General features: G+C 50.5%; 11 protein-coding genes, 1 tRNA gene and 2 pseudogenes. 10 read left to right on the forward strand and 4 right to left on the reverse strand.

Annotation, left to right across the window (positions count from 1 at the left end; all coding sequences use genetic code 11):
- Positions 1 to 11 precede the first annotated feature (11 nt).
- The 6 genes from CS910_RS08530 (at position 12) to CS910_RS08555 (ending at position 10,779) form a co-directional block, all read left to right on the forward strand.
- Complete coding sequence (locus CS910_RS08530) at positions 12 to 1,211, forward strand: ATP-binding protein (RefSeq protein ID WP_099211174.1); 1,200 nt, start codon at positions 12 to 14, stop codon at positions 1,209 to 1,211.
- Positions 1,208 to 4,951 (forward strand): protein kinase domain-containing protein, encoded by a 3,744-nt coding sequence (locus CS910_RS08535; protein WP_099211176.1) that lies wholly within the window; start codon positions 1,208 to 1,210, stop codon positions 4,949 to 4,951. Before CS910_RS08530 ends, CS910_RS08535 begins: the two co-directional genes overlap by 4 nt.
- Before the next feature lie 310 nt (positions 4,952 to 5,261).
- Positions 5,262 to 7,586: a serine/threonine protein kinase gene (locus tag CS910_RS12070; RefSeq protein WP_223211949.1), complete on the forward strand. Its 2,325-nt coding sequence runs from the start codon at positions 5,262 to 5,264 to the stop codon at positions 7,584 to 7,586.
- Positions 7,583 to 8,347, forward strand: coding sequence for a PP2C family protein-serine/threonine phosphatase (locus CS910_RS08545; protein WP_099211178.1), 765 nt, complete (start codon positions 7,583 to 7,585; stop codon positions 8,345 to 8,347). The genes CS910_RS12070 and CS910_RS08545 overlap by 4 nt, the downstream gene beginning before the upstream one ends.
- The gene (locus CS910_RS08550; RefSeq protein WP_099211180.1) at positions 8,341 to 10,227 is read left to right on the forward strand and encodes a serine/threonine-protein kinase; all 1,887 of its coding nucleotides are present in this window, start codon (positions 8,341 to 8,343) and stop codon (positions 10,225 to 10,227) included. Before CS910_RS08545 ends, CS910_RS08550 begins: the two co-directional genes overlap by 7 nt.
- 3 nt (positions 10,228 to 10,230) lie before the next feature.
- Entirely contained in the window at positions 10,231 to 10,779 is a 549-nt protein-coding gene (locus CS910_RS08555) for a hypothetical protein (protein WP_099211182.1), read from the forward strand.
- Here the strand turns inward: CS910_RS08555 and CS910_RS08560 are convergent.
- Entirely contained in the window at positions 10,766 to 11,965 is a 1,200-nt protein-coding gene (locus tag CS910_RS08560) for an amidohydrolase family protein (protein WP_099211184.1), read from the reverse strand. The two genes, CS910_RS08555 and CS910_RS08560, sit on opposite strands and share 14 nt — an antisense overlap.
- Positions 11,966 to 12,185: 220 nt before the next feature.
- Between CS910_RS08560 and asnS the strand changes: the two genes are divergently transcribed.
- Positions 12,186 to 13,478, forward strand: a complete 1,293-nt coding sequence (gene asnS, locus CS910_RS08565; protein WP_099211186.1) for an asparagine--tRNA ligase — start codon at positions 12,186 to 12,188, stop codon at positions 13,476 to 13,478.
- Between the two features lie 33 nt (positions 13,479 to 13,511).
- On the opposite strand, the gene CS910_RS08570 is transcribed toward asnS, so the two are convergent.
- Together CS910_RS08570 and CS910_RS08575 are read right to left on the reverse strand one after the other, a co-directional pair.
- Entirely contained in the window at positions 13,512 to 15,245 is a 1,734-nt protein-coding gene (locus CS910_RS08570; protein ID WP_145955401.1) for a hypothetical protein, read from the reverse strand.
- A 996-nt stretch (positions 15,246 to 16,241) separates the two neighbouring features.
- Positions 16,242 to 16,318, reverse strand: a tRNA-Val gene (locus CS910_RS08575).
- A 50-nt stretch (positions 16,319 to 16,368) separates the two neighbouring features.
- On the opposite strand from CS910_RS08575, the gene CS910_RS08580 reads away from it, so the two are divergent.
- Positions 16,369 to 17,142: a hypothetical protein gene (locus tag CS910_RS08580; RefSeq protein ID WP_223211950.1), complete on the forward strand. Its 774-nt coding sequence runs from the start codon at positions 16,369 to 16,371 to the stop codon at positions 17,140 to 17,142.
- Here CS910_RS08580 and tgtA read toward each other — a convergent pair.
- Positions 17,139 to 18,875 (reverse strand): tRNA guanosine(15) transglycosylase TgtA, encoded by a 1,737-nt coding sequence (tgtA, locus tag CS910_RS08585; protein WP_099211192.1) that lies wholly within the window; start codon positions 18,873 to 18,875, stop codon positions 17,139 to 17,141. The genes CS910_RS08580 and tgtA overlap by 4 nt on opposite strands.
- Positions 18,876 to 18,973: 98 nt before the next feature.
- Here tgtA and CS910_RS08590 point away from each other — a divergent pair.
- Together CS910_RS08590 and CS910_RS12075 are read left to right on the forward strand one after the other, a co-directional pair.
- Positions 18,974 to 19,605 (forward strand): annotated as a pseudogene (locus tag CS910_RS08590) (IS607 family transposase).
- A gap of 23 nt (positions 19,606 to 19,628) precedes the next feature.
- Positions 19,629 to 20,690: pseudogene (locus CS910_RS12075) on the forward strand (RNA-guided endonuclease TnpB family protein); the annotation flags it as partial.
- Positions 20,691 to 20,723 lie beyond the last annotated feature (33 nt).

The raw sequence follows: 20,723 nt of genomic DNA on the forward strand, positions 1-20,723 counted from the left end.
GAGGTGTAAGAATGCCAGTTGACCTTTCAGGACCTTTAATGGCCGCCTTCAAGAAAGCGAAAAGGGAATTCGAAGAAGCCGTAAAGAAAGGAAATAACGAGGTTGCCAAGAAGAAGGCTCTGGAGTGTGCCCGCATACTGAGGCAGCTCGCCAACTATGACGAGTTCAGCAGGGAGAGTTATCTTAGAAAGGCCAAGAAGTGGGAAGCCATCGCAAGGGACGTTGAAGCCGGCCGCTACGGGATAAAGAGGAACAAGCCGATAAAAGAGGGTGGGAACCAAAGGAGAAGCGGGAACTTCGAAGAGAATGGTGAAGATGATGTATTCAAACAGTACGTAGAGGGCCTCATTGCAAGGTCAAACGTTAAGTGGAACGACATAGGTGGTCTTGAGGAAGTTAAGAGACTCATGATGGAGACCATTGTTATCTCAGCCCTACAAAAACCCCAGTCAGTACAGCCTTGGAAGGGAATCCTTCTCTTCGGCCCGCCTGGAACCGGTAAGACCCTCCTCGCGAGCGCGGCAGCTGGAAGCTTAAACGCGACCTTCTTCTCTGTCAAAGCCAGCAACGTCCTAAGCAAGTACTTCGGCGAATCCGCGAAGATAATCTCGGCCCTCTACGAGGTGGCTAGAGAGAAGGCCCCCAGTATAGTGTTCATGGATGAAATAGATGCCCTGACAACGAAGCGCTCCGGTGACCAGAGTGAGGCCAGCAGGAGGATGCTGTCAACACTGCTGACCGAACTCGACGGCTTCCAGGACAAGGGCAATGACGTGCTCGTCCTAACGCTGGCGGCGACCAACACCCCCTGGGACCTTGATGAAGCGGTTCTGTCAAGGTTTCCACGGAGGATTTACGTTCCGTTACCGGACCAGAAAGCCACGAAGGAGATAATCAAAATCAACACGCGTGGGCTCGACACAAGCAGACTTGACTTGGACGCGATAGCCGAGGAGAGCGTCAGACGCCGGTACTCGGGAAGGGACATCAAGAACCTCTGCCAGGAAGCAATATGGAATATGATACGTGAGGAGAACAGGGACCTTCACAAGCTCGCCGAGCTTCCATTCCACGAGCTGAAGAAGCGCTCGCTCAGAACGAGGCCTCTTGAGATGAGGGACTTCGAAGAGGCGTTCAAGAAGATTAAGAGCCCGCTGACGAGGAAGGAGGTCGAGAGGTACGAGAAGTGGGCGGAGGAGTTTGGGGGATGAACTCCACCAAGAGTAAAACATGCTGTATACCTTGGGAAAACACATTGGAAGTTATATCCGTCCTTGTTATCCTATTGTTGGCTTTATTGAATGCTAACTTTGCATTAGGACAGCCTGCATACGAATTCTGGAAAGAGATACCCCTCCCAAGCCTCCAAGAGAGACTAACTTATCACTATGATTACAACAATGGTTTCATCCTCATTGGCAGCAACAGAACGGTAATGCTTTACTCAGAAAAAGGCACAAAGTTGCTGGATATTGACTTGCCTCCCAATGACAACGGGCACATAATAAGCGTTGGATTATCACCGGATGGGAAGTACTTCGCAGTTGGAACTGATGACCACGGCCTTTACGTCATCGATTCAAAGGGAAAAGTTCTCTGGAGGAGCCATGAACCTAATCAGTGGGTTAGTGCGATTGCTATTGACCATGGTCTCATCGCGATAGGCAACGGGAACACCCTTGAGCTCTGGAATGTCAGTGGGAGTCTACTCTGGGCTCAAGAAGTTGGTTCTTGGATATACGACGTGAAGTTTATGTACTGGACTGGTCAAACGTACATAATAGTTGGAACGTGGGGAATTGGAAAAGGATACAATACTAATCTTTTAGCGTTTGATATATCGGGTAATATTAAATGGAAAACAAAGCTTGAAAACGGAAACGTGGAGAGCCTTGCCGTGAACGATGCCACTGGGATGATTGGGGCCGTTGTTATGTCTCAAGGTAACTCAGGGAGCTGGTACTGCAATATTTACGTGCTCAGTTTTGGAGGGGCCATTCTACACAGGATAAACTGGACGACTAACCTACACACCAGTAAGATAGCATTTCGCGAAGATGGAGCCTACCTCGGGGTGCCCGGTTACTTCGGTAGAATGGCAGAGGTTGATGTTTCCAGCGGGAAAGTGATTCCCACTAAGATTCTAGCCTCAAATGTTCTTTATTTCTCGGGTTCAATGGTTGTTACCTCAGAAAAAGATACGGTATACATCTACAGGACTTCACTTGGTCAGAACTCAACGGAAACTTACTCCTACACCCCTTGGAGCCTGCGGTTTAACTATACTCCAAGAGCCGTTGCGGTATCCGACAACGGCTGTTCCGTGGTCGGTACAGAAATGCCAGATGGAAGCGTCTACTATGTGCTTAATGGGAAAATACTGTGGAGCCACCCGCTGTCGTCAAGTGTTTACGACGTCGCGATAACCGCCAACGGGTCGAGAGTCTACGCAGTAGGTGGAGATGTCCGAGCGTTTTCACGGAACGGAACACTTCTCTGGAGATACGACGTGTCGACAACAGTCACGAGCGTTGATTCAACGCCCAATGGAAAGTATGTAGTGGCAGGAGCGATTGGTGGGGTGTACCTCTTTAATTTCAAGGGGGACCCTCTGTGGAAGGTACCCCTAACTGCAGAGGACACGATAACAGTCCACGTCGCCGTAAGCAACGACGGGAATGTTGTGGCAACAGTAACTACGAGAAATGGCGGGTATGTTTGGTACATTGAAAATGGTCGCGTTGTGTGGAAAAAACACGTAACCGATGACATGTTATTAAGCGCCGACATTTCCCCAGACTCAAACTACATTGCAGTTGGAGGAAGTGACGGGAGGGTATACGTCCTCAATAATAAGGGGGAGCTCGTAAAAGAGTCGATTGTAGGAACGGTTAGAGCGGTTGAATTTTTCAAACAGGGAAACCGGCTTTACCTAGCAGTAAGGGCGAACGGAGTTAAAGTATTCACTGTTCCCAATCTCAGAAAAATCCTGACAATACCTGCCGAGGAGTACCCCTCCTCACCATCAAGACCTATGGACGTGTCCAATGACGGAAGTTATATACTTCTCGCTGACAGTGATGGTACCGTCAGCTTCCGGAGTTTACCTGACCTTAGAGAAGGTACTCTAATAATAACCTCAACGCCTTCCAATGCGCAGATACTTCTCAATGGAACGTACCTGGGAACAACTCCGATGAAAATAACAGTCAAACCTGGTAAATACGTTCTCGTGATTATGAAAACTGGATACAAGAACCATACTGAAGTCTTAGACGTGGAGTCCAATAGTGTTATTACAAGGAACGTGACTCTCACTCCCCTTGTAGGATATGTAACAGTTACATCAACACCAGAGGACGCCAAAGTTTACATTGATGGAAGATACGTGGGCATGACGCCACTAGAGAATTACAGTATACCCAGTGGAACCCATGAGATAATACTTAGAAAGAGTGGGTATAAGGAGTACACAAAAAAGGTACTCATTACAGCTGGAGAGGGAGTAACTCTATCCGTAGCTCTCGTCATGGCAACTCCTTCCCTACAATCCCAAACATCAACAAACACCAGCTCATCCCATGTATTGGCAACAATGACTTCATCAAAGGCCATTCCGACAAAAGAGACAACCTCCATAACCGTGGGTTCCTATTCAAAAAGAGACAGGAACACATCCCCAAACTCATACGCACTCATTCTGTTTCTAAGTTTGGTGGTCCTTGGTGGAGTTACCGTTGGAGCATGGCGCGTGAAGTCTCGGAAGAAAAAGCACACACAGGGGACATCTATTGTGGGATTTCCATTGGAGCTCCTCGACAAGTATGAACCCCTCGAGTTCCTCGGTGAGGGCGGCTTCGCCAAAGTCTTCAAGGTTAGAAGGAAATCCGACGGGAAAATCATAGCCCTTAAGGTTTCCCGCCTCGACGAGAAGGCAAAGCGTTTCTTCCTCAAGGAGGTTAAGGCTTGGCGTCTGCTTGACCACCCAAACATCGTCACGCTCTACGACGCCTACGCTGAACCGTTGCCTCATCTCGAGCTGGAGTTTGTGGACGGGGTAAAACTCAATGGCGAAACCATTAGAGACCTTGGAAGATACCCGAAGCCAGTTGAGGAAAGTGAGGCACTCCACTTTATCAAAGGTATCGCCAGTGGTTTAGCTCACGCGCACTCCAAGGAGGTCTATCACCGCGACCTTAAGCCCCAGAACGTCCTCATAACAAGCGATTTAACGCCGAAAATAACCGACTGGGGATTGGCCAAGGTTGGAGCCGTATCAACAACTGCTACAACCACTAAGGGACTAACGCTTCTCTACGCCGCGCCAGAACAGCTTGACGAAGGAACATATGGGCATACCGACCACAGAACGGATATTTATCAGCTCGGACTGATATTCTACGAACTTTTAACCGGAAAGCTTCCCTACACAGGAACCACCCCCGCGGTGGTCATGGCTAGGGTGATAAATCCAGCGGTGAAGCCCAAGCCACCGAGTCACTACAACAAAGCTTTGGCGAAGTACGATGGAATCTTCGAGAAGCTCCTCGCTAAGAACAAGGAGGACCGCTACCAGTCCGTTGAGGAGTTTTTAGCGGATTTGGAGCTCATAGAAAAGATAGAAGAGGAGAGAAGGACCCTTGAGAGGGAGATAGAAAAGACGAAGACCACCATGAGTCTCACAACAAATAGCAAGGAACTCAAAAAGCTCATGCGCCAGCTTGTTGAACAGCTGAGCAGAAATGCCATACTACATGCCCAGCTCAACGACAAAGCTGGACTCATCAACGCGCTTGAGGATTTGAAGGCGTTCTCGAAGGAACATAGAGATGAGCTTGAAAGTGCAATAGACCAGTTCAAGATGATGATGCAGGAGAGCGTGCCAATAAGCAAGTCCACGCTGGACGAGCTGAAGGTCCTCCTGCACAAGGTTCAGAGGGAAGTTGAATGACTTCGACAGCAATAAAGCTCCACAAACGGCACTTTAAAATTTCAGAGGAAATCAAAATAGTCCCACATCTAATGGAAAAGTTGAATGTGCAAAGAGCATCATCACAACGACCTAGAGTTCATCCTCACGAGGGAGACGTTGAAGAGGGAATATTCCTGCTCAGCTCAGAAGGTTTCACAATTACCTAGAGGCGAGAGGAATGAGGGGGATAACTCACCCAAAAAATGATGGGAATCCCCACAAGACCCAATTGGAAAGACACTGCCAATTGCAAGGGACAATGTAGAAGCCGGCATGTTGGTGGTGGGAAATGAGCAGAAATCCATCTCTCCTGTTGCTCCCCGTGGTTTTCTTAATTATATTGCCGTACGTCAGTGCAACAACGATTGGGATAGACCTCTCTCACGGCGAGAACCCAAACGGCCTCACGTCAGTGGTCTACAAAAATCAGACGCTCGCTCCAGGAATAGTTGAAATCTTAACCCAATATAACTTCGTCTACTTTGGGAATGAGAGTTACCAGGATGAGCTGGGAATTCGCTGGCTGGGCAGGTCAATAACTCCGGGCCTGCTGGAAAACGTTGACGTCCTCATACTCGGCCAGCCAACGGCAAACCTCTCAAGCGCCGAAATCTCAGCCATAAGGGAGTGGTTCTACTCCGGAGGGAAGGTTCTGTGGGTTGCCGGTGATTCGGACTATGGAAACGGTGCCAAGACCCAAGAGATAGTGAACGGCCTGCTCAAAGCCCTTGGAGCGCCCCTACGCCTTGACCTGTGCTCCGTTGAGGACCCCGTGAGCAACGCCGGCGGGAAGGCATACCGCCTCATAGCCTACGACAGACCGAGCAATGATACCCCCTACCGCCTGCTTTTGATTCAGGGAGTAGCTCATGGCATCCTCGCGCACGGGCCCGGGCCGGTGGCGCTCTTCGCAAACGGCACTTGGAAGCCCCTGAGGGATGGGAACAAGCCTTCGGGAGTTTACATCATACTCAGGACGAGCAAAAATGCCCAAATCGTTGAGAACAGCGCACCCTCTGCAAAGGCTTACAAGGCCGGAGAAAAGGGTGAATTCCCGATAGTGGTGGCATGGGTATGGAATTCGGGCAACAAAAGGAGTGTTCTGGTAGTCAGCGGCGAGACGCCCGTTGGAGGCTACATTCCAATGTGGGTTAGTCAGTATTACGGCATCAAGCTCGACGGGCCAACCTTTGTCTCGAACGTAATCCACTGGGGAATCACCGTTGCGTCTGGATCCCTTGGGGCTTCAGGTCCGAGCTCATCGACGTCCGCACAGGAAGTATCAAACAACCCTCTTGCCCAACCTCCGAGCTCCCTGCCAGAGACAGGAACGACAGGAAAGGGCCCGTCTTCACAAGTCTCCTACCTCGCAATTGGAGGTATTCTAGTATTCCTCTTCGTTGGACTTGTCTTCCTGAAGAGCAGGAGCGGAAGTGAGAATAGGGGCAACCGCACCATCCCCGGCTTTCCTCCTGGGCTCTTGGACAGGTACGAGCCACTCGCGTTCCTTGGCGAGGGCGGCTTCGCCAAGGTCTTCAAGGTCAAACGCAAAAAGGACGGCAAAACAGTCGCCCTAAAAGTCCCGCATCTAACAGATAAGTCAAGAAAATCCTTCATTAGGGAAGTTCAGGCCTGGAACATGCTGGAGCATCCAAACATAGTAAAGCTCTACCGTGCAGAGGAGGAGCCAGTACCATACCTCGAGATGGAGTTCGTCGAAGGGGCTGAGGTTGATGGGAAGCTCGTTAGAACTCTTGAGGAACTGCCAAAGCCCGTTGATGAGACCACTGCTTTAGAACTCATCAGAGGCATCGCAGAGGGATTGGAGCACGCGCACTCGAAGGGTATAATCCACAGGGACTTAAAACCCGGAAACATCCTCCTGAAGGCTGACTTAACGCCAAAGATAACCGACTGGGGACTCGCGAAAATAGGAACACATTCAACGACCACCACCTCGGGGGTAACGGTTCTCTACGCCGCGCCGGAGCAGCTTGACCCCGAAACCTACGGGCGCACCGACCACAGGACGGACATCTACCAGCTCGGCCTAATCTTCTATGAACTCCTGACAGGAAAACTGCCCTACGGAGGGAAGGGCCCCGCAAGTGTAATCGCAAAGATTCTCAACCCAGAAACCAAGCCAAAACCGCCGAGTGCCGTTAGGCCAGAGCTTGCGAAGTACGATGGGCTCTTCGAGAAGCTGCTGGCGAAGAGGAAGGAAGACCGCTACGGAAGCGTTGAGGAGTTTCTGGAAGACCTTAAGCTCTTGGAGAAGCTTGAAGGAGAAAGGACCGACCTCAGAGGGCAGATTGAGGAGCTCAAGAAAACCATCCAAGTAACGACGGACAGGTCGGAGGTTCAGAGGCTCGTCAGGAAACTCGTTGAAGGACTTGGGAGGAACGCGGTCCTTTCGGCGAGGCTCAACGACAAGGCAGGCCTGATTAGTGCGCTTGAGGAGCTCAAGGAGTTCACTCGGGAAGAAAGGGGAGAGGTTGAGCGGGCGATTGAAACCGTCGAGCTCCTCCTGAGGGAGGGCCTGCCGATTTCCCGGGAACTCGTTGAGAGAGTGGAAGTCCTTGTTGATAGGATTAAACGGGAGGTGGAGAGATGAGGCTAATACTGCCCGAAAATCCATGCGTGGACTTCAGCGGGGCCGGAACTGACTTCGTTTACGGGATAACCCACATTGGAGGACGAAAGCACAACGAGGACGGCCTGCTCATCATGAAGCTCCCCGACGGATACCTACTTGCCGTTGCGGACGGACTGGGCGGCCACAACGCCGGGGAAGTCGCTTCTAGGCTGGCCCTGGAAACCCTTGCGGGGGTCTTTGGGGAGGAGTACGTTGAAGGCCTTGAAGAAGACCTTCTCGCGATTCTCCTGAGGAAGACCCACGAAGTTGCCCACTCCGTTGTTAGGGAGCGCGCAAAGGGGCCGCTTGAAGGGATGGGGACGACCCTCGTCTCGGCCGTGGTTAGGGGAAGGACTGTTATCGTTGCCAACACCGGCGACAGCAGGGCGTACCTGGTTTCCAGGGGGAGGCTCGTCGCGAGGACGCTCGACCATTCACCACTTCAGGAGCTCGTCCTTATGGGGCAGGTAAGCGAGGAGGAAGCCATGTACCATCCACTCAGGAACAGGGTGAGTTCTGCAATTGGGCGGCGTCTGATGGTTGACCTCTACCGCTGGGAAGCCGGACCCGGCCACGTTCTCCTGCTCAGCACGGACGGCCTTCACGACTACGTTCCAAAGGAGGAAATCCTGCGGGCGCTCACCCCGGGGAAAACGGCACGTGACCTCGCCAAAACCCTCGTGGAAAGGGCCCTGCCTGCCACTGAAGACAACGTCACGGTGGTGGTGTGGAGATGGTGACTAAGAACATGGGGAGTCTCGTAGTGATAGCCCTGCTCCTCGTGGCAATTTTGGCGTCCTCTACACCGGCCGCGGCCAGCAAAAGCACCCCGGTGGTTAACATCGACACAACGGCTCCGGGAGTTAGCGTTTACCTCGATGGTAAATACGTCGGAGTGACTCCTATACACGGGCTTGAGGTCTCGGAGGGAATTCATACAATTCGACTCGAAAAAAACATGTATGGAACAGTCATTGTTCTCTTCAATGCGGTCCCCGGCAGAAACATTACACTAAACGTCCCTATGGTGTTCAATTTTAAGGTTGGAGAAAATCCCATTCTTAACGTGAAAACAAGCCCTCCCGGTGCGGAAATAGAGCTGAACGGTGTTATCATAGGCACGAGTCCAGTATACAACTATACACTCCTTCCAGACATGAAATACCAACTCCAGATTAACCTGAGAGGGTACAATCCAGAGAACCTCACACTGAACCCAGATATGCACACTTTGTACTACGTCTATATCACGCTGACTCGGGAACTCACAACGAATTCCCCGGGCTCCCCTGAAGAAACCTCTATCACTTCAAAGCTGTTGGGTCTGGCTCTTCTGATTGCAGTTGGGGTTGTAGCGGTTGCCATAGGCCGTAAAAGGCACAGAAAAGAAAAGAGGCCTCCCTCCCCACGGCAACCCAAAGAAAGCGTATCCAAGCCCTTGGAAGGCTTCCCCCAGGAGCTCCTAAACAGATATGAGCCACTCGAGTTCCTTGGCGAGGGCGGCTTCGCCAAGGTCTTCAAGGTCAAACGCAAAAAGGACGGCAAAACAGTCGCCCTAAAGGTCCCAAGAATCGACGAGAAAACCAGTAAAACCTTCCTCCGCGAGGTTTCAACGTGGTTCCAGCTCAATCATCCCAACGTCGTCAAGCTCTACGACGCGGACATTTTACCAGTTCCTCACCTTGAGATGGAGTTCGTTGAAGGAGCCGAAGTTGGCGAAAAGCTCGTTAGAACACTTGAAGAACTGCCTAAGCCCGTTGATGAGGAAACCGCACTGAGACTCATAAAGGGCATTGCGGAAGGCCTAAAACACGCCCACTCGAAAGGCATCGTTCACCGCGACTTAAAGCCTGGAAACATCCTCCTGAAGGCTGACTTAACGCCAAAGATAACCGACTGGGGACTCGCAAAAATCGGAACGATGAGCTCGGGAAGGAGCGTGATGGGCTACACCCCACTCTACGCAGCCCCCGAACACCTTATGCCCAGCAGGTTCGGAAGCACCGACACCAGAACAGACATTTGGCAACTGGGAACGATTTTCTACGAGCTTCTCACAGGTAGGGTTCCCTTCGAGGGCTACACATACGAGGAGGTCTTCGGCAAGATAACCGACGAAAACTACCGCCATAAGCCGCCCTCCGACTTCAACCTCGCATTGGCAAAGTACGATGGGCTCTTCGAGAAGTTGCTGGCGAAGAGGAAGGAAAACCGGTACGGAAGCGTTGAAGAATTCCTGATGGACCTTGAGAAGCTCGAAGAAAGCGAGAAGCGGAAGCAGGAGCTCGAGTCCCAAGTTGAGGAGCTGAAGAAAACGCTCGCAAGAAGCGTGGAAGCCCTGAAGAAGAGCAAGACAGCTGAGGAAATCAGAGAGAACAGCCGGCTCGTTGTCCAGACTCTCTCAAAGCTTGCCCTGGCTTACGCGGAGCTCAACAGGAAGGCGGAGCTTCTCAACACCCTAAGCGACCTGAAGTTCTATACAACCCAGCACAGGGAAGAACTCGGAAGGGCAATTGAAGCCCTTGAGCTCATGATTAGAGAAAACCTGCCCGTAAGAGAGGACTTCATTGAAAGGCTCAAGGTGCTTCTTCACAAGATAGAGCGCGAAAACGGGGTGTGAGTTATGAAGTTCTGGAAATCCAAGGAGGAAAAGGAAATAGAGCGGAAGATAAGGGCTAGAAAAGCGAAAATGGCCCTAAAACAGTACATAACCAACCTCGAAGCCTTAAAGCGCCGGGTCTTTCTCCAGGGAAAGGAAGCAGCGAAGCTCGGCGACGAAGAGCTGTTGAGGAGGAGTGCAGTGAAATACCTCACACTCGAGAACAGGATAAAGCAGGCGAAGAGACTCCTCCTCCTGATGGAAGAAGCCGAGATTCAAAGGGAGCTCGTTAAGGTCTCTGGAGAGTTTCTCCGCTTCAGCAGGGACATCGTTGAGAGCATTGCGGAGGGACCCGGAGCAGAGGACGTTGCCAAGATGCAGGTCGAGTTCGAGAAAGCGATGACAAAGGTGGAGAGCCTCGATGAGGCTCTGAGTTCCATGCTAGACGTAACGAGCGAAAGCATCCTGAGCGGAAACTTTGACGAAGAAACGATAAAAGAAGCGGAGGCGTTCTTCGACGTAGAACCCTCCGGAGAGAGGCTCAAAGAGATTGAGAAGGCTATGAGGGCTTAGCCCAAGCCACTTTTCCATTTACCACAACCTTTTCCACGTCGCTTCCCCTCGCGGAATACACGAGGAGCGAGTAAACGTTTTCCAACGGCCTGAACCACGGTTTATCTGCGTTTACGAGAACCAAATCCGCGAGATAGCCGGGCTCAATGAGTCCGGCCTTTAATCCAAGGGCCCTTGCGCCTCCAACTGTCGCCATTCCGAAGAGCTCTCTCGCGGGAACCGCGTGCGCCTTTCTGGCCGTCAGGTTCGCAACGATTCCAGCTGCCCTCATCTCAAGGAATGGGTCAAGGGTTCCTGTTGGATTCGGCGAGTCGTTGCCTAGAGCCACGTTGAGGCCGAGGTCAAGGAGTGTCCTTAGGTTCACTGTCCGGGCTTCAAGCTTGACGTTGCTCGTTGGGCAGTGGACGAGGGTCGAGCCGGCCTTGGCTAGCCTCTCGAAGTCAGAATCGCTTAGATAAACGCCGTGGACGCCGATTAGGCTTTCGTTCAAAAGCCCGGCCCTTTCGAGGAGGCCAACGGGCGAAAGGCCATAGCGCCTTCTAACCTCAGAAACTTCCGCCCTGCTCTGAGCCAGGTGAACGTGAACCCTTGCGCCGGTTTCCCGGGAGAGTTCTGCGAGTTCTTTCATCAGCTCAAGCGAGACGGTGTTCGTTGCGTGTGGTGCCAGGGTGGGCGTTACAAGCTCGCTCCGGTTCCGCCAGCGTTTGAAGAACCGGAAGCCTTCCTCAGGACTCGCGAGAGGGAAATCGACCTCGTCCATAACCGTCTGGCCGATGAAGGCCCTTACGCCAAGCCTTTCGGCGACCTTCGCTATCTCGTCCGCGAAGAAGTAGTGGTCGTTTACCGTCGTCGAGCCGTTCATCAGGGCTTCTCTAAGGCCGATTTCAGCCCACTCGCGGATTTCCTTCCGCGTCCATTCCAGCTCCATCGGCCAGATGATTTTCTCAAGCCACTCCTCCGTCGGTAGGTCCTCGCCGAGACTCCTAAAGCGCGCCATCGCCACGTGGGTGTGGGCGTTAATTAGGCCGGGAATCACGAGGTAGTTCTCCCCGCCGTAAACTCCGTCAACGCCCCACTCCCCCAGTTCCCCCACCGGAACGACGGCCCGAATGACGTTATCCTCAACGATGACGGCCCCATCTCGAACGGAGCGGTAATCAACGAGCTTTCCGACCAGCGCGAACATCCTCCCACCGTTGAACATACGGCAGGGAAGAACTTAAACCTTTTGACGTTGTGACATTCAAATGCCCAAAGGATTTAAATCCCAAAACGAAAAACCCCTACCATGCCCCGGCTCGTTCGGATTGAGTCAAGGTTACGGGCCCTGTCGCTCTGGCTGAATAACCTCTTCTGATTGGGTTAGCGTTATAAACCCCGCTGAAAAGCTTTTGGAGGTGGTAAAGGTGATTGATAAGGTTTACTGTGCCGACGTTAAGCCCGAAATGGAAGGGAAGAGGGTTAAGCTCGCCGGATGGGTTTACAGGAAGAGGGAAGTCGGAAAGAAGGTCTTCATAGTGCTCAGGGACTCGAGCGGAATCGTTCAGGTGGTCTTCTCCAAGGAACTCAACGAAGAAGCCTACAGGGAGGCCAAGAAGCTTGGCATCGAGTCGAGCGTCATCATCGAGGGAACCGTCAAAGCTGACCCGCGCGCCCCAACCGGCGCCGAGGTTCGGGCCGACAAGCTCGAGGTAATCCAGAACGTTGACTTCTTCCCGATAACGAAGGACGCGAGCCCGGAGTTCCTGCTCGACGTCAGGCACCTGCACCTCCGCTCGCCCAAGGTCGCGAGCATAATGAAGGTGAAGGCCACGCTCGTTCAGGCCGCTCGTGAGTGGCTCCTTCAAGATGGATGGTACGAGGTTTTTCCGCCGATACTCGTCACCGGGGCGGTGGAGGGCGGCTCAACGCTCTTCAAGCTCAAGTACTTTGACCGCTACGCCTACCTGAGCCAGTCGGCCCAGCTCTACCTTGAGGCGGCAATATTTGGCCTCGAAAAGGTCTGGTCGCTCACGCCGAGCTTCAGGGCCGAGAAGAGCAGGACGAGGAGGCACCTCACCGAGTTCTGGCACCTCGAGCTTGAGGCCGCGTGGATGGACCTCTGGGACATCATGAAGGTCGAAGAGGAGCTGGTAAGCTACATGGTTCAGCGCGCGCTTGAGCTCAGGAAGAGCGAGATTGAGACCTTTAGAAAGGATTTGACCACGCTCAAGAACGCCGTTCCGCCGTTCCCGAGGATAAGCTACGACGAGGCCATAGACATACTCCAGAGCAAGGGCGTCGAGATAGAGTGGGGAGAGGACATGGGTGCCGACGAGGAGAGGGTTCTCACCGAGGAGTTCGAGGCCCCGTTCTTTGTTTACGGCTATCCAAAGGGCATCAAGGCCTTCTACATGAAGGAGGACCCGGAGGACCCGAGGAAGGTTCTCGCTGCGGACATGCTCGCGCCCGAAGGCTACGGCGAGATAATAGGCGGCTCCCAGCGTGAGGACGACTACGACAAGCTCGTGCAGAGAATCCTTGAGGAGGGAATGAACCCCGAGGACTACCAGTGGTACCTCGACCTCAGGAAGTACGGTTCCGTTCCGCACAGCGGCTTCGGTCTCGGCCTTGAGAGGCTCGTCGCGTGGGTCCTCAAGCTCGACCACGTCCGCTGGGCCACGCTCTTCCCGAGGACGCCGAGCAGGCTGTATCCGTGAGGTCAGTTCTTTTTATACTTTTTTTAGTTTTAGTCAAGACAAATAGTAAAACACAATAATAGCTATAAAAAAGAGAATACCTAAAAATATCCTCCTTCTTCCCGTCACGTTTCCAATTTGTGAGACAACAAGAGCAAACAAGCCAATAGAGAGCTCAGCTGAATACACAACTCTAGCAATCGTATTATTGATATTATTTATGTTTAATAGCCCGCCCCCACCTATTCCAAGCACAATCAACAGCATTGCAATGACGTTCTGCAAGGTAAGGAATCTTGCAAGCATCGAATTTTCCTGACTCTCTTCCCAGAGGAGAAGAACAGATGTAAGAGTTACACCAAGATAAAGAAGGGCCACATATCGGAATTGTTCTTGTATTACCTCGATTATATTTGACGCATTTGAAAGCCCTATTCCGTTTGCGATAGCATCAGCAAAAATGATAGAGCTGGGGACAATGAAAGCACCAATAATAAGGTTGTAGAATGTATCTAAGATATCATTGCTCCCTCCTCGCCCAACAGTAGTTTTAATAAGGGCCTGAACAAATACAAGTCCATATCCCATCAAGCCCATTAAAGTTAGACCGTATGTGGGAGATATCATAGAAACTTCTAATATAAGAATTACAATAAAAATAAAGAAGACTCCCCCAACTATACCACTAGCCCTTGCCCTAATTAAAACAAAGGTGATACCTGCCCCAAATAACACTGAGAAGACCCAGATGAGTATGGCAAAGTCCCCCGGATTAACCCCCACCCGAAGGAGAAGGGCAACATTCCCAATAATCAAAAGAGTAACACCAAATGAAATAAGAAGTGCTCTTAGAGTGTCCAATATTTGTTGCGTTCTCCATATTACATACATCATTATACACATCGCAGTTATAATCAATACGATGCTAATAATGTTGGATAGGGCAAGTACCCCTATTAACCCAAGGATACCCAATATGGCTCCCACCAGACTAAACGCCGCAGTTCTCCCCTTTCTCCTCAGTAGACCATCAGAGAACATAAACGCTATAGTGGGCAATAAAATCAACAGTAGAATCCACGTTAGAAGCAGGTCTCGACCAACGTTAGTAGAATTCGTAGAGCCTGAAGATACGTTGAATTTTTTACCGTTTGTGTTTGATACAAATGTGAAGTTCTTTACTACTCTTTTGCCATTCTCAGTAAACGTAACAACTAGATAAGCAAGATTTTTCTCTGGAACGAGCAAACTCATATTGGCTGAATTACTCTCAAGGACTGCATATGCGTGGTCAATATATACAGTAGTGCCTGTTAAAGTTACATTTTTCAGAATAAAACCAATTTCAAGGGGGCGAGAACACATATCATTTTCGCAGAGAACTACGTTCCAGTGGTTTAAGTGGCCATAGCTGATGGTAGAATTTAAAATAATGTCTCTGGAACCTTGAGGGGAAATAACAAAAAAAGCTCTTTTGCTGTGAGGTCCACACAGAAAGGTCTTAACTTTGAGAATATGTGAAGAGTTTAGAACGCCAACAGTGGCATAAATTGCAATATCGATATCTTGGGCATTTTTTGGAAAGTTAATTATTGTAACGTTGCTGATATTAAAAACAACGTACTTGCTGGTGGATACCACCGCAAATTGATTGCTGCCCCTCCAGACTGTCTCAGCATTAGCATAAGAATGGGATATAGAACCTACAACTATGAATGCTAATATTGCTGCTAAGATTATGATTTGTAGCTTTTTCATTTTAATCGTTGGTACATAGTATAAGCACAATTTAAAAACGTTTCGTTAGTTAATTAAAAAGTTTAATTTAAAAATTAAAAATCCTCAACGCCAGCGGCGGAAACAATATTGCAAGCCCTAATTAGCACTTTCAAGGAGGCTTTTCAAAAGTTTGTAGCTCTTTATAGCGTTGCACTCTGAGGGTGGGGTTTCTAAACCAAGGCCAACTTTTCTCGTGAGAACTTCCAAAGATTCCTTGCAAAGAGGTTTGACTTCAAAAAGATGCCCGGAGGGCATCAAAAGAAAGCAAACCTTACACAAAGAGGCTTTTAAAGCAATTCTCCACGCTAAACCGCCCCAATAATAAGAAACCCCTGGACACCAGCATTTCAAAAAGGAGCTACGAACCTTGGTCAAACTCTGCGGGACTCTCGTTCCTCGCGTCGAGCAAAGCTCGACGTCGCGCAGGCGAACAAGCTTTACAACAGCCTTTGGGAAAGGCTGGCGAAAAACGCCCTTCTCACCAAAGGGCAAAAAACAGTCTGCACTAACCAAAGGGCAAATTCACAGAGGGTTTAACGCTACAACAAAACCCCTAAGATAGTTTCAAATTCCTATTGGCGCCCTTCGGGCGCCTCTTCAGAGTGAAACTCTTGGAAATGAAGCAAATTTGACAGAAACCCCTTTTCCAAAACGAACACTTAGAATCAGCACTTAACCTTCCGCCAGCGCTTTCGAAGGAAGCTTTTGGAAAAAGCTTCACCAAAAGTTAGTAGCTCCTACGGAAGGCTCAAATAGTCAAAATTTTACTCACAAAACTGCGCATTCCCAAAGGAGAACATGCTAAAACAGCCCCCTCACAAAAGGGTTTACTCTTCCCTGACGCCCAAAGGGCGTCGATTTAAATGCAAAAACCTACGAAAGGAGCAAGTTGAGAAAGTTCTCACAATTAAATTGACCATTCAACAAGAAAAATCACCCAAAAACTTAACCTTCCAAAAGGAGCTACGAACCTTGGTCAAACTTCGCGCAGGCGAAGTTTGTAACTGGTGGGCCCGCGGGGATTCGAACCCCGGACCTCCACCTTGTAAGGGTGGCGTCATAACCATCTAGACCACGGGCCCGCCCACCTTCGAGGACGCTGGAAAATTTATAACGTTTTCGCATTATTCCCTTGGGGATTGGCATGGACAGAATCAAACTTCTCGCGGGACTCTCGGCAGTTCTCATCCTAATCGCAACGGGGGCAACGTGGGTTATTACAAAAGACATCAACACTACCATTGTAATTCTCACGCTTGCCTCGACCCTGGCAACCGTCATGATGGCCGTAACGATATACGAGCTGGACATAGCGCTGAAAGAGCTCAACTTCGAAGCGGTTAGTGCAGTTTATGAGATGATGGACGAGAAGGTCAAAGGCGACATTACAAAGATTAGAAAGTGGCACCAAGAGGATAGTGAAAAAGGGCTGATTTCAAAGGGAGACGAAGTGAAAGAGGAGTTCTACAGAGAGTTCTTTCGGGACAACGAAAAGGTAAAAACCGTAAGCGACGCCAGCAGGGTGCTCAATCGCATAGGATACTTCGTTTACAGGGACTTCGTGGGTGACTGGTTCATCCAGGAGCAGTACGCGGGTTTGATACTTGACTCATTTCTCGCCATGAAGCCATACCTCAAAGCCCTCAGAGACCGCAGAGAATGTGGCGATGAGGATGAGAAAAGCGAAAAGGAAGGTTGCAAAAACGGACCCTGGTTTCTGAGGCGCTTCTACCTTCTTCTGGTCGTGATTAGCTACGACTACCTGTGCAGGGAATTTCAAGAGAACTGCGAGAAAACGTTCAAAAAGTATGGATATCCTGGGCACACAAATCCCATACCCAAAGAGTGGCTCGCAGAAGACGTTAGAAAATGGCTAAAGAAGAAAGGGTACAAAAATTACGTTTAACCAACGCCCCTCCTGACCTTTACGGCCAGCCCGCTCTGGAAGACCTTCAACTCCTCGCCGTTCAGGAGGGTCTGTCCGGTCGCGAGGAGCTCGTCTTTTTCATTCACCACCAGAACCTCGTCGTAGGGCCTGATTGAGGGGTCGGCATCGACCACGAACTTTGCGAAGACGTTTTTTCCGCGCTTCGCGAAGGGTTCGGCATCTTCGTTGACAACGACACGCATCCTCGGGAACGGCAGGAGCGCGTGGAGTCTCTTTGCCCCTTCGATGCCGAGCGTTAACAGACCGTCCTCCGCTCTAAAGGTCGCAAGGTGCTTGCCCTTCGCCTTTACCTGCCTCGGCATTCCTGTCTTCCGGGAAAGCTCGACGAACGCATCTCTGAAAGCCTCGCCCGCCCCTTCGCCGAACTGATACTCCGCCACCGCCATGACGTACTTCCTCGCTTCCCCTTTCCTCGGCTTCTCTATCGGGAAGTCCTCCTCGCCCTCGCTCTGGGCGAAGGGGTAGCTCAAACTCAGGTACTTTGGAATCTCGCCGAATATCGGGTGTTTTACCTTCTCGGGGAACTTTCTGGCAATGCGCTCGGCCCTCGTCTTGGCGCGGTAAACGATGGGCCATCTCATCGCTTCCTCGCTAACCTTGAAGAAGGCGCTCGCTTTGGTTACCGGCTCGTTCCTCTCAAGGTAGTCCCTGTACTCGAGCAGTCTCTTGTAGGCGGAGTAAAGCTTCGGGTGGCTCCTTGCCCTCTCGTCAACGAGGCGCCAGAGTTCCCCTTCCTTTATCGCCTGCTTGACCCTGTTGAGTTCTTCGCGTATTACCCAGAGGTTGTGGATGGCCAAAAGCCTTGTCCGTTCCTCCTTCGGCATCTCACGGAGCTCCTGTGGAGTGTAGCGGGAGCAGACCGGGCAGGAGCAGGGGAAGTACTCAAGCTCTTCGAGCCTTTTCGTTCCCTCAGGTGTCAGATAGCGGTCGTCTTTAGCGTACAAAGCGTAGCTCGCCGAGTCGAATAGGTCAACGCCCATGGCAACTGCCAAGGCGAAAATCATCGGGTGGCCAGCGCCGAAGAGGTGAACGGGCCTGTCCGGTCTTAGACCGAGCTTGGAAGCCACCACAATGTCCACCAAATCTCTATAACGGTAGCTCTCCATGAGAGGAACGACCGCACCAATCGGATGTATCTCGAAGTTCATCTTGCTGAGCTCCCGCGCGGCGTAGGTTCTTAAGTCCGGATAAGTTGAACCCTGAACCGCCGCGTTCATGGCAATGTTCTTTATGCTCTCGGCTTCCTTCGCCCGCTCGAGGGTTATCCTGAGGTCCTCCTCGGCCTTCTCCCTCGGCGCGTCGGGAGAGGTTGGAATGTCGAGGAAAGTGCCTATATCGACGCCGATTTTCTCCTGGAACTCGATTATCTCCCGGTTGGTAACCTCAACCTCGCCGTAGCGCATGAGCTGGAAGGAGCCTGAGTCAACCTCGATTATCCCGTCGTAGTCGAGGAGCCTGTGAATGCCCAGCTCTAGCGCTTTCTCCCTCAGCTCCGGCGTCTTGTAGATGATGTAGGAGTTGGTGATTACCATTCCAAAGCCCATCTCCCTGAGCTCCTTCGGCGTCACGATGAGCTGTTTTGGATTGATGACGGGCATTATGGCGGGAGTTTCGATGCTCTTGCCGTTGACGGTGAGCTTTCCTATTCTTCCGGCCGCGTCGCGCGCCTTAACCTCGAACCTGAACTCCATGCTATCACCTCTAGGAGAGCTATCTCTTGAACTTAAAAGCCTTAGTTGACTGTTTTTGAGCGGAATGTTTAGAAGTTTTTGTGATTAAATGTGAGTATATGGTAGTGAAAGAGAAACTCTATACGCTCAAACAGGCGAGCGAAATACTCGGAGTCCACCCAAAAACAATCCAGAAATGGGACAGAGAAGGAAAAATCAAAGTCATTAGAACGCCCGGCGGACGAAGAAGAATCCCCGAAAGCGAAATCAAACGCCTCCTCGGGATAAAAGAGGAAAACGGCCTCATCATAGGCTACGCAAGGATTTCCAGCCACACTCAAAAAGACGACTTGGAACGACAAATCGAGGCGATAAAAGAATACGCAAGAGAAAGAGGCTGGCAAGTTAAAGTCCTCAAGGACATCGGCTCCGGGCTGAACGAGAACAGGAAAAACTACCGCAAACTCCTCGAATTAGTTGCCAAAGGAGAAGTTTCAAAAGTCATCATCACTTACCCAGACAGACTCTCACCCGTTTTGGATTCAAAACACTTCAATTCTTTTTCCAGCAACACGGGGCAGAGATAATAACAATCCAAGAGAAGGACAAAACCCCAAGAGAAGAACTAATTGAGGACTTGATGGCCGTAATCAGTCATTTTGCAGGCAAACTCTACGGAATGCGCTCTCACAAATACAAAAAACTCAAGGAAGGCTTGAAAAAACTCATAGAGGAGGTTGAAGACGAGTGAAAATCGTTCTCACCTACAAAATGATGCACGACTGGAACGTCGGAGAACTCCTCATTGAGTATCAAAAACTTCTCCAGCGGGCGATTGACGAGATTTGGGCGAACACGACTTGGAAGGAAAAGAAGGTAAAACACCGCTATTTAATCGGAGAAGAGAAATACAAATATTACACGACAACCCGATTAATCCCATACTTTCCAAAATCCAACGAGTTCAAGAGGGAACTTAGGAACGAACTCCTCAAAGATTGGCCCTTTGCGAGACATTACATTGATTCGGCCATAAAAACAGCCTACTCAATCCTTGAGAGCTGGAGACAGAACTACCTGAAGGGAAGGCGAAAAAAGAGAAAACCGGTTGTGAAGAGGAAATTTGTGCGAGTCAAAACCACGTTGATGAAGGTTGAAGGCTCGAAAATTAGGATAACCATCAAACCGAGGGAGGAATACCTAGAACTCGACTATTCTGGCGAGTGGTTTTATGAGAGGATTACGGGCTGGAAGGTTGGCGAGTTGATAATCAGGGAGAAGGACGTTTACCTGACTTTCTCAAAAGAAGTCGAGTTTTCGAGAAGGATTAAAATCGGAATTGACAGCAACTTAACGAGCCTTAACATTTATCACCCTGAGAGGGGCTGGATTAAGGTGGACTTGAGTGAACTCCACAGGATTGCGGAAACTCATGATAGGATTATTTACAGACTTAAGAGCCTTCAAAGGAAGGCTCCGAAGAGGATTTCGAGACTGCTCAAAAAGTATTATGCCCGCAGGCGGAACAGGATTGAAGATTATCTCAACAAGTTGGCTGTCCAGCTCTCAAAGGAGTTTCCTGATGCAGTTTTCGTCTTCGAGGACTTGAACAAGTTCAGCATGTTCAACGGAAATGGTAGGAAGTTCAACCGGAAACTCTCACGCTCAACTTGGAGTAAGATTGTCCAAAAGCTCTCCTATCGTGTTCCGGTTGAGTTCGTCAATCCCGCTGGCACTTCCTCCACCTGCCCGAGATGTGGGAGTAGGTTAGAGTCCCGAAACGGGCTGGTGGAGTGTTCTAACTGTGGGTTTAAGGCTAATAGACAGTTTGTTGGAGCGTTCAACGTTTTCGTGCGGGGGCGTGGGGTC

Source organism: Thermococcus henrietii (assembly GCF_900198835.1).
Lineage (GTDB): Archaea > Methanobacteriota_B > Thermococci > Thermococcales > Thermococcaceae > Thermococcus > Thermococcus henrietii.

Bases quoted from the DNA above. Each gene is read 5' to 3' on its own strand.
- CS910_RS08530 (WP_099211174.1), top strand. From the start codon at position 12: ATGCCAGTTGACCTTTCAGGACCTTTAATGGCCGCCTTCAAGAAAGCG.
- CS910_RS08535 (WP_099211176.1), top strand. From the start codon at position 1,208: ATGAACTCCACCAAGAGTAAAACATGCTGTATACCTTGGGAAAACACA.
- CS910_RS12070 (WP_223211949.1), top strand. From the start codon at position 5,262: ATGAGCAGAAATCCATCTCTCCTGTTGCTCCCCGTGGTTTTCTTAATT.
- CS910_RS08545 (WP_099211178.1), top strand. From the start codon at position 7,583: ATGAGGCTAATACTGCCCGAAAATCCATGCGTGGACTTCAGCGGGGCC.
- CS910_RS08550 (WP_099211180.1), top strand. From the start codon at position 8,341: ATGGTGACTAAGAACATGGGGAGTCTCGTAGTGATAGCCCTGCTCCTC.
- CS910_RS08555 (WP_099211182.1), top strand. From the start codon at position 10,231: ATGAAGTTCTGGAAATCCAAGGAGGAAAAGGAAATAGAGCGGAAGATA.
- CS910_RS08560 (WP_099211184.1), bottom strand. From the start codon at position 11,965: ATGTTCGCGCTGGTCGGAAAGCTCGTTGATTACCGCTCCGTTCGAGAT.
- tgtA (WP_099211192.1), bottom strand. From the start codon at position 18,875: ATGGAGTTCAGGTTCGAGGTTAAGGCGCGCGACGCGGCCGGAAGAATA.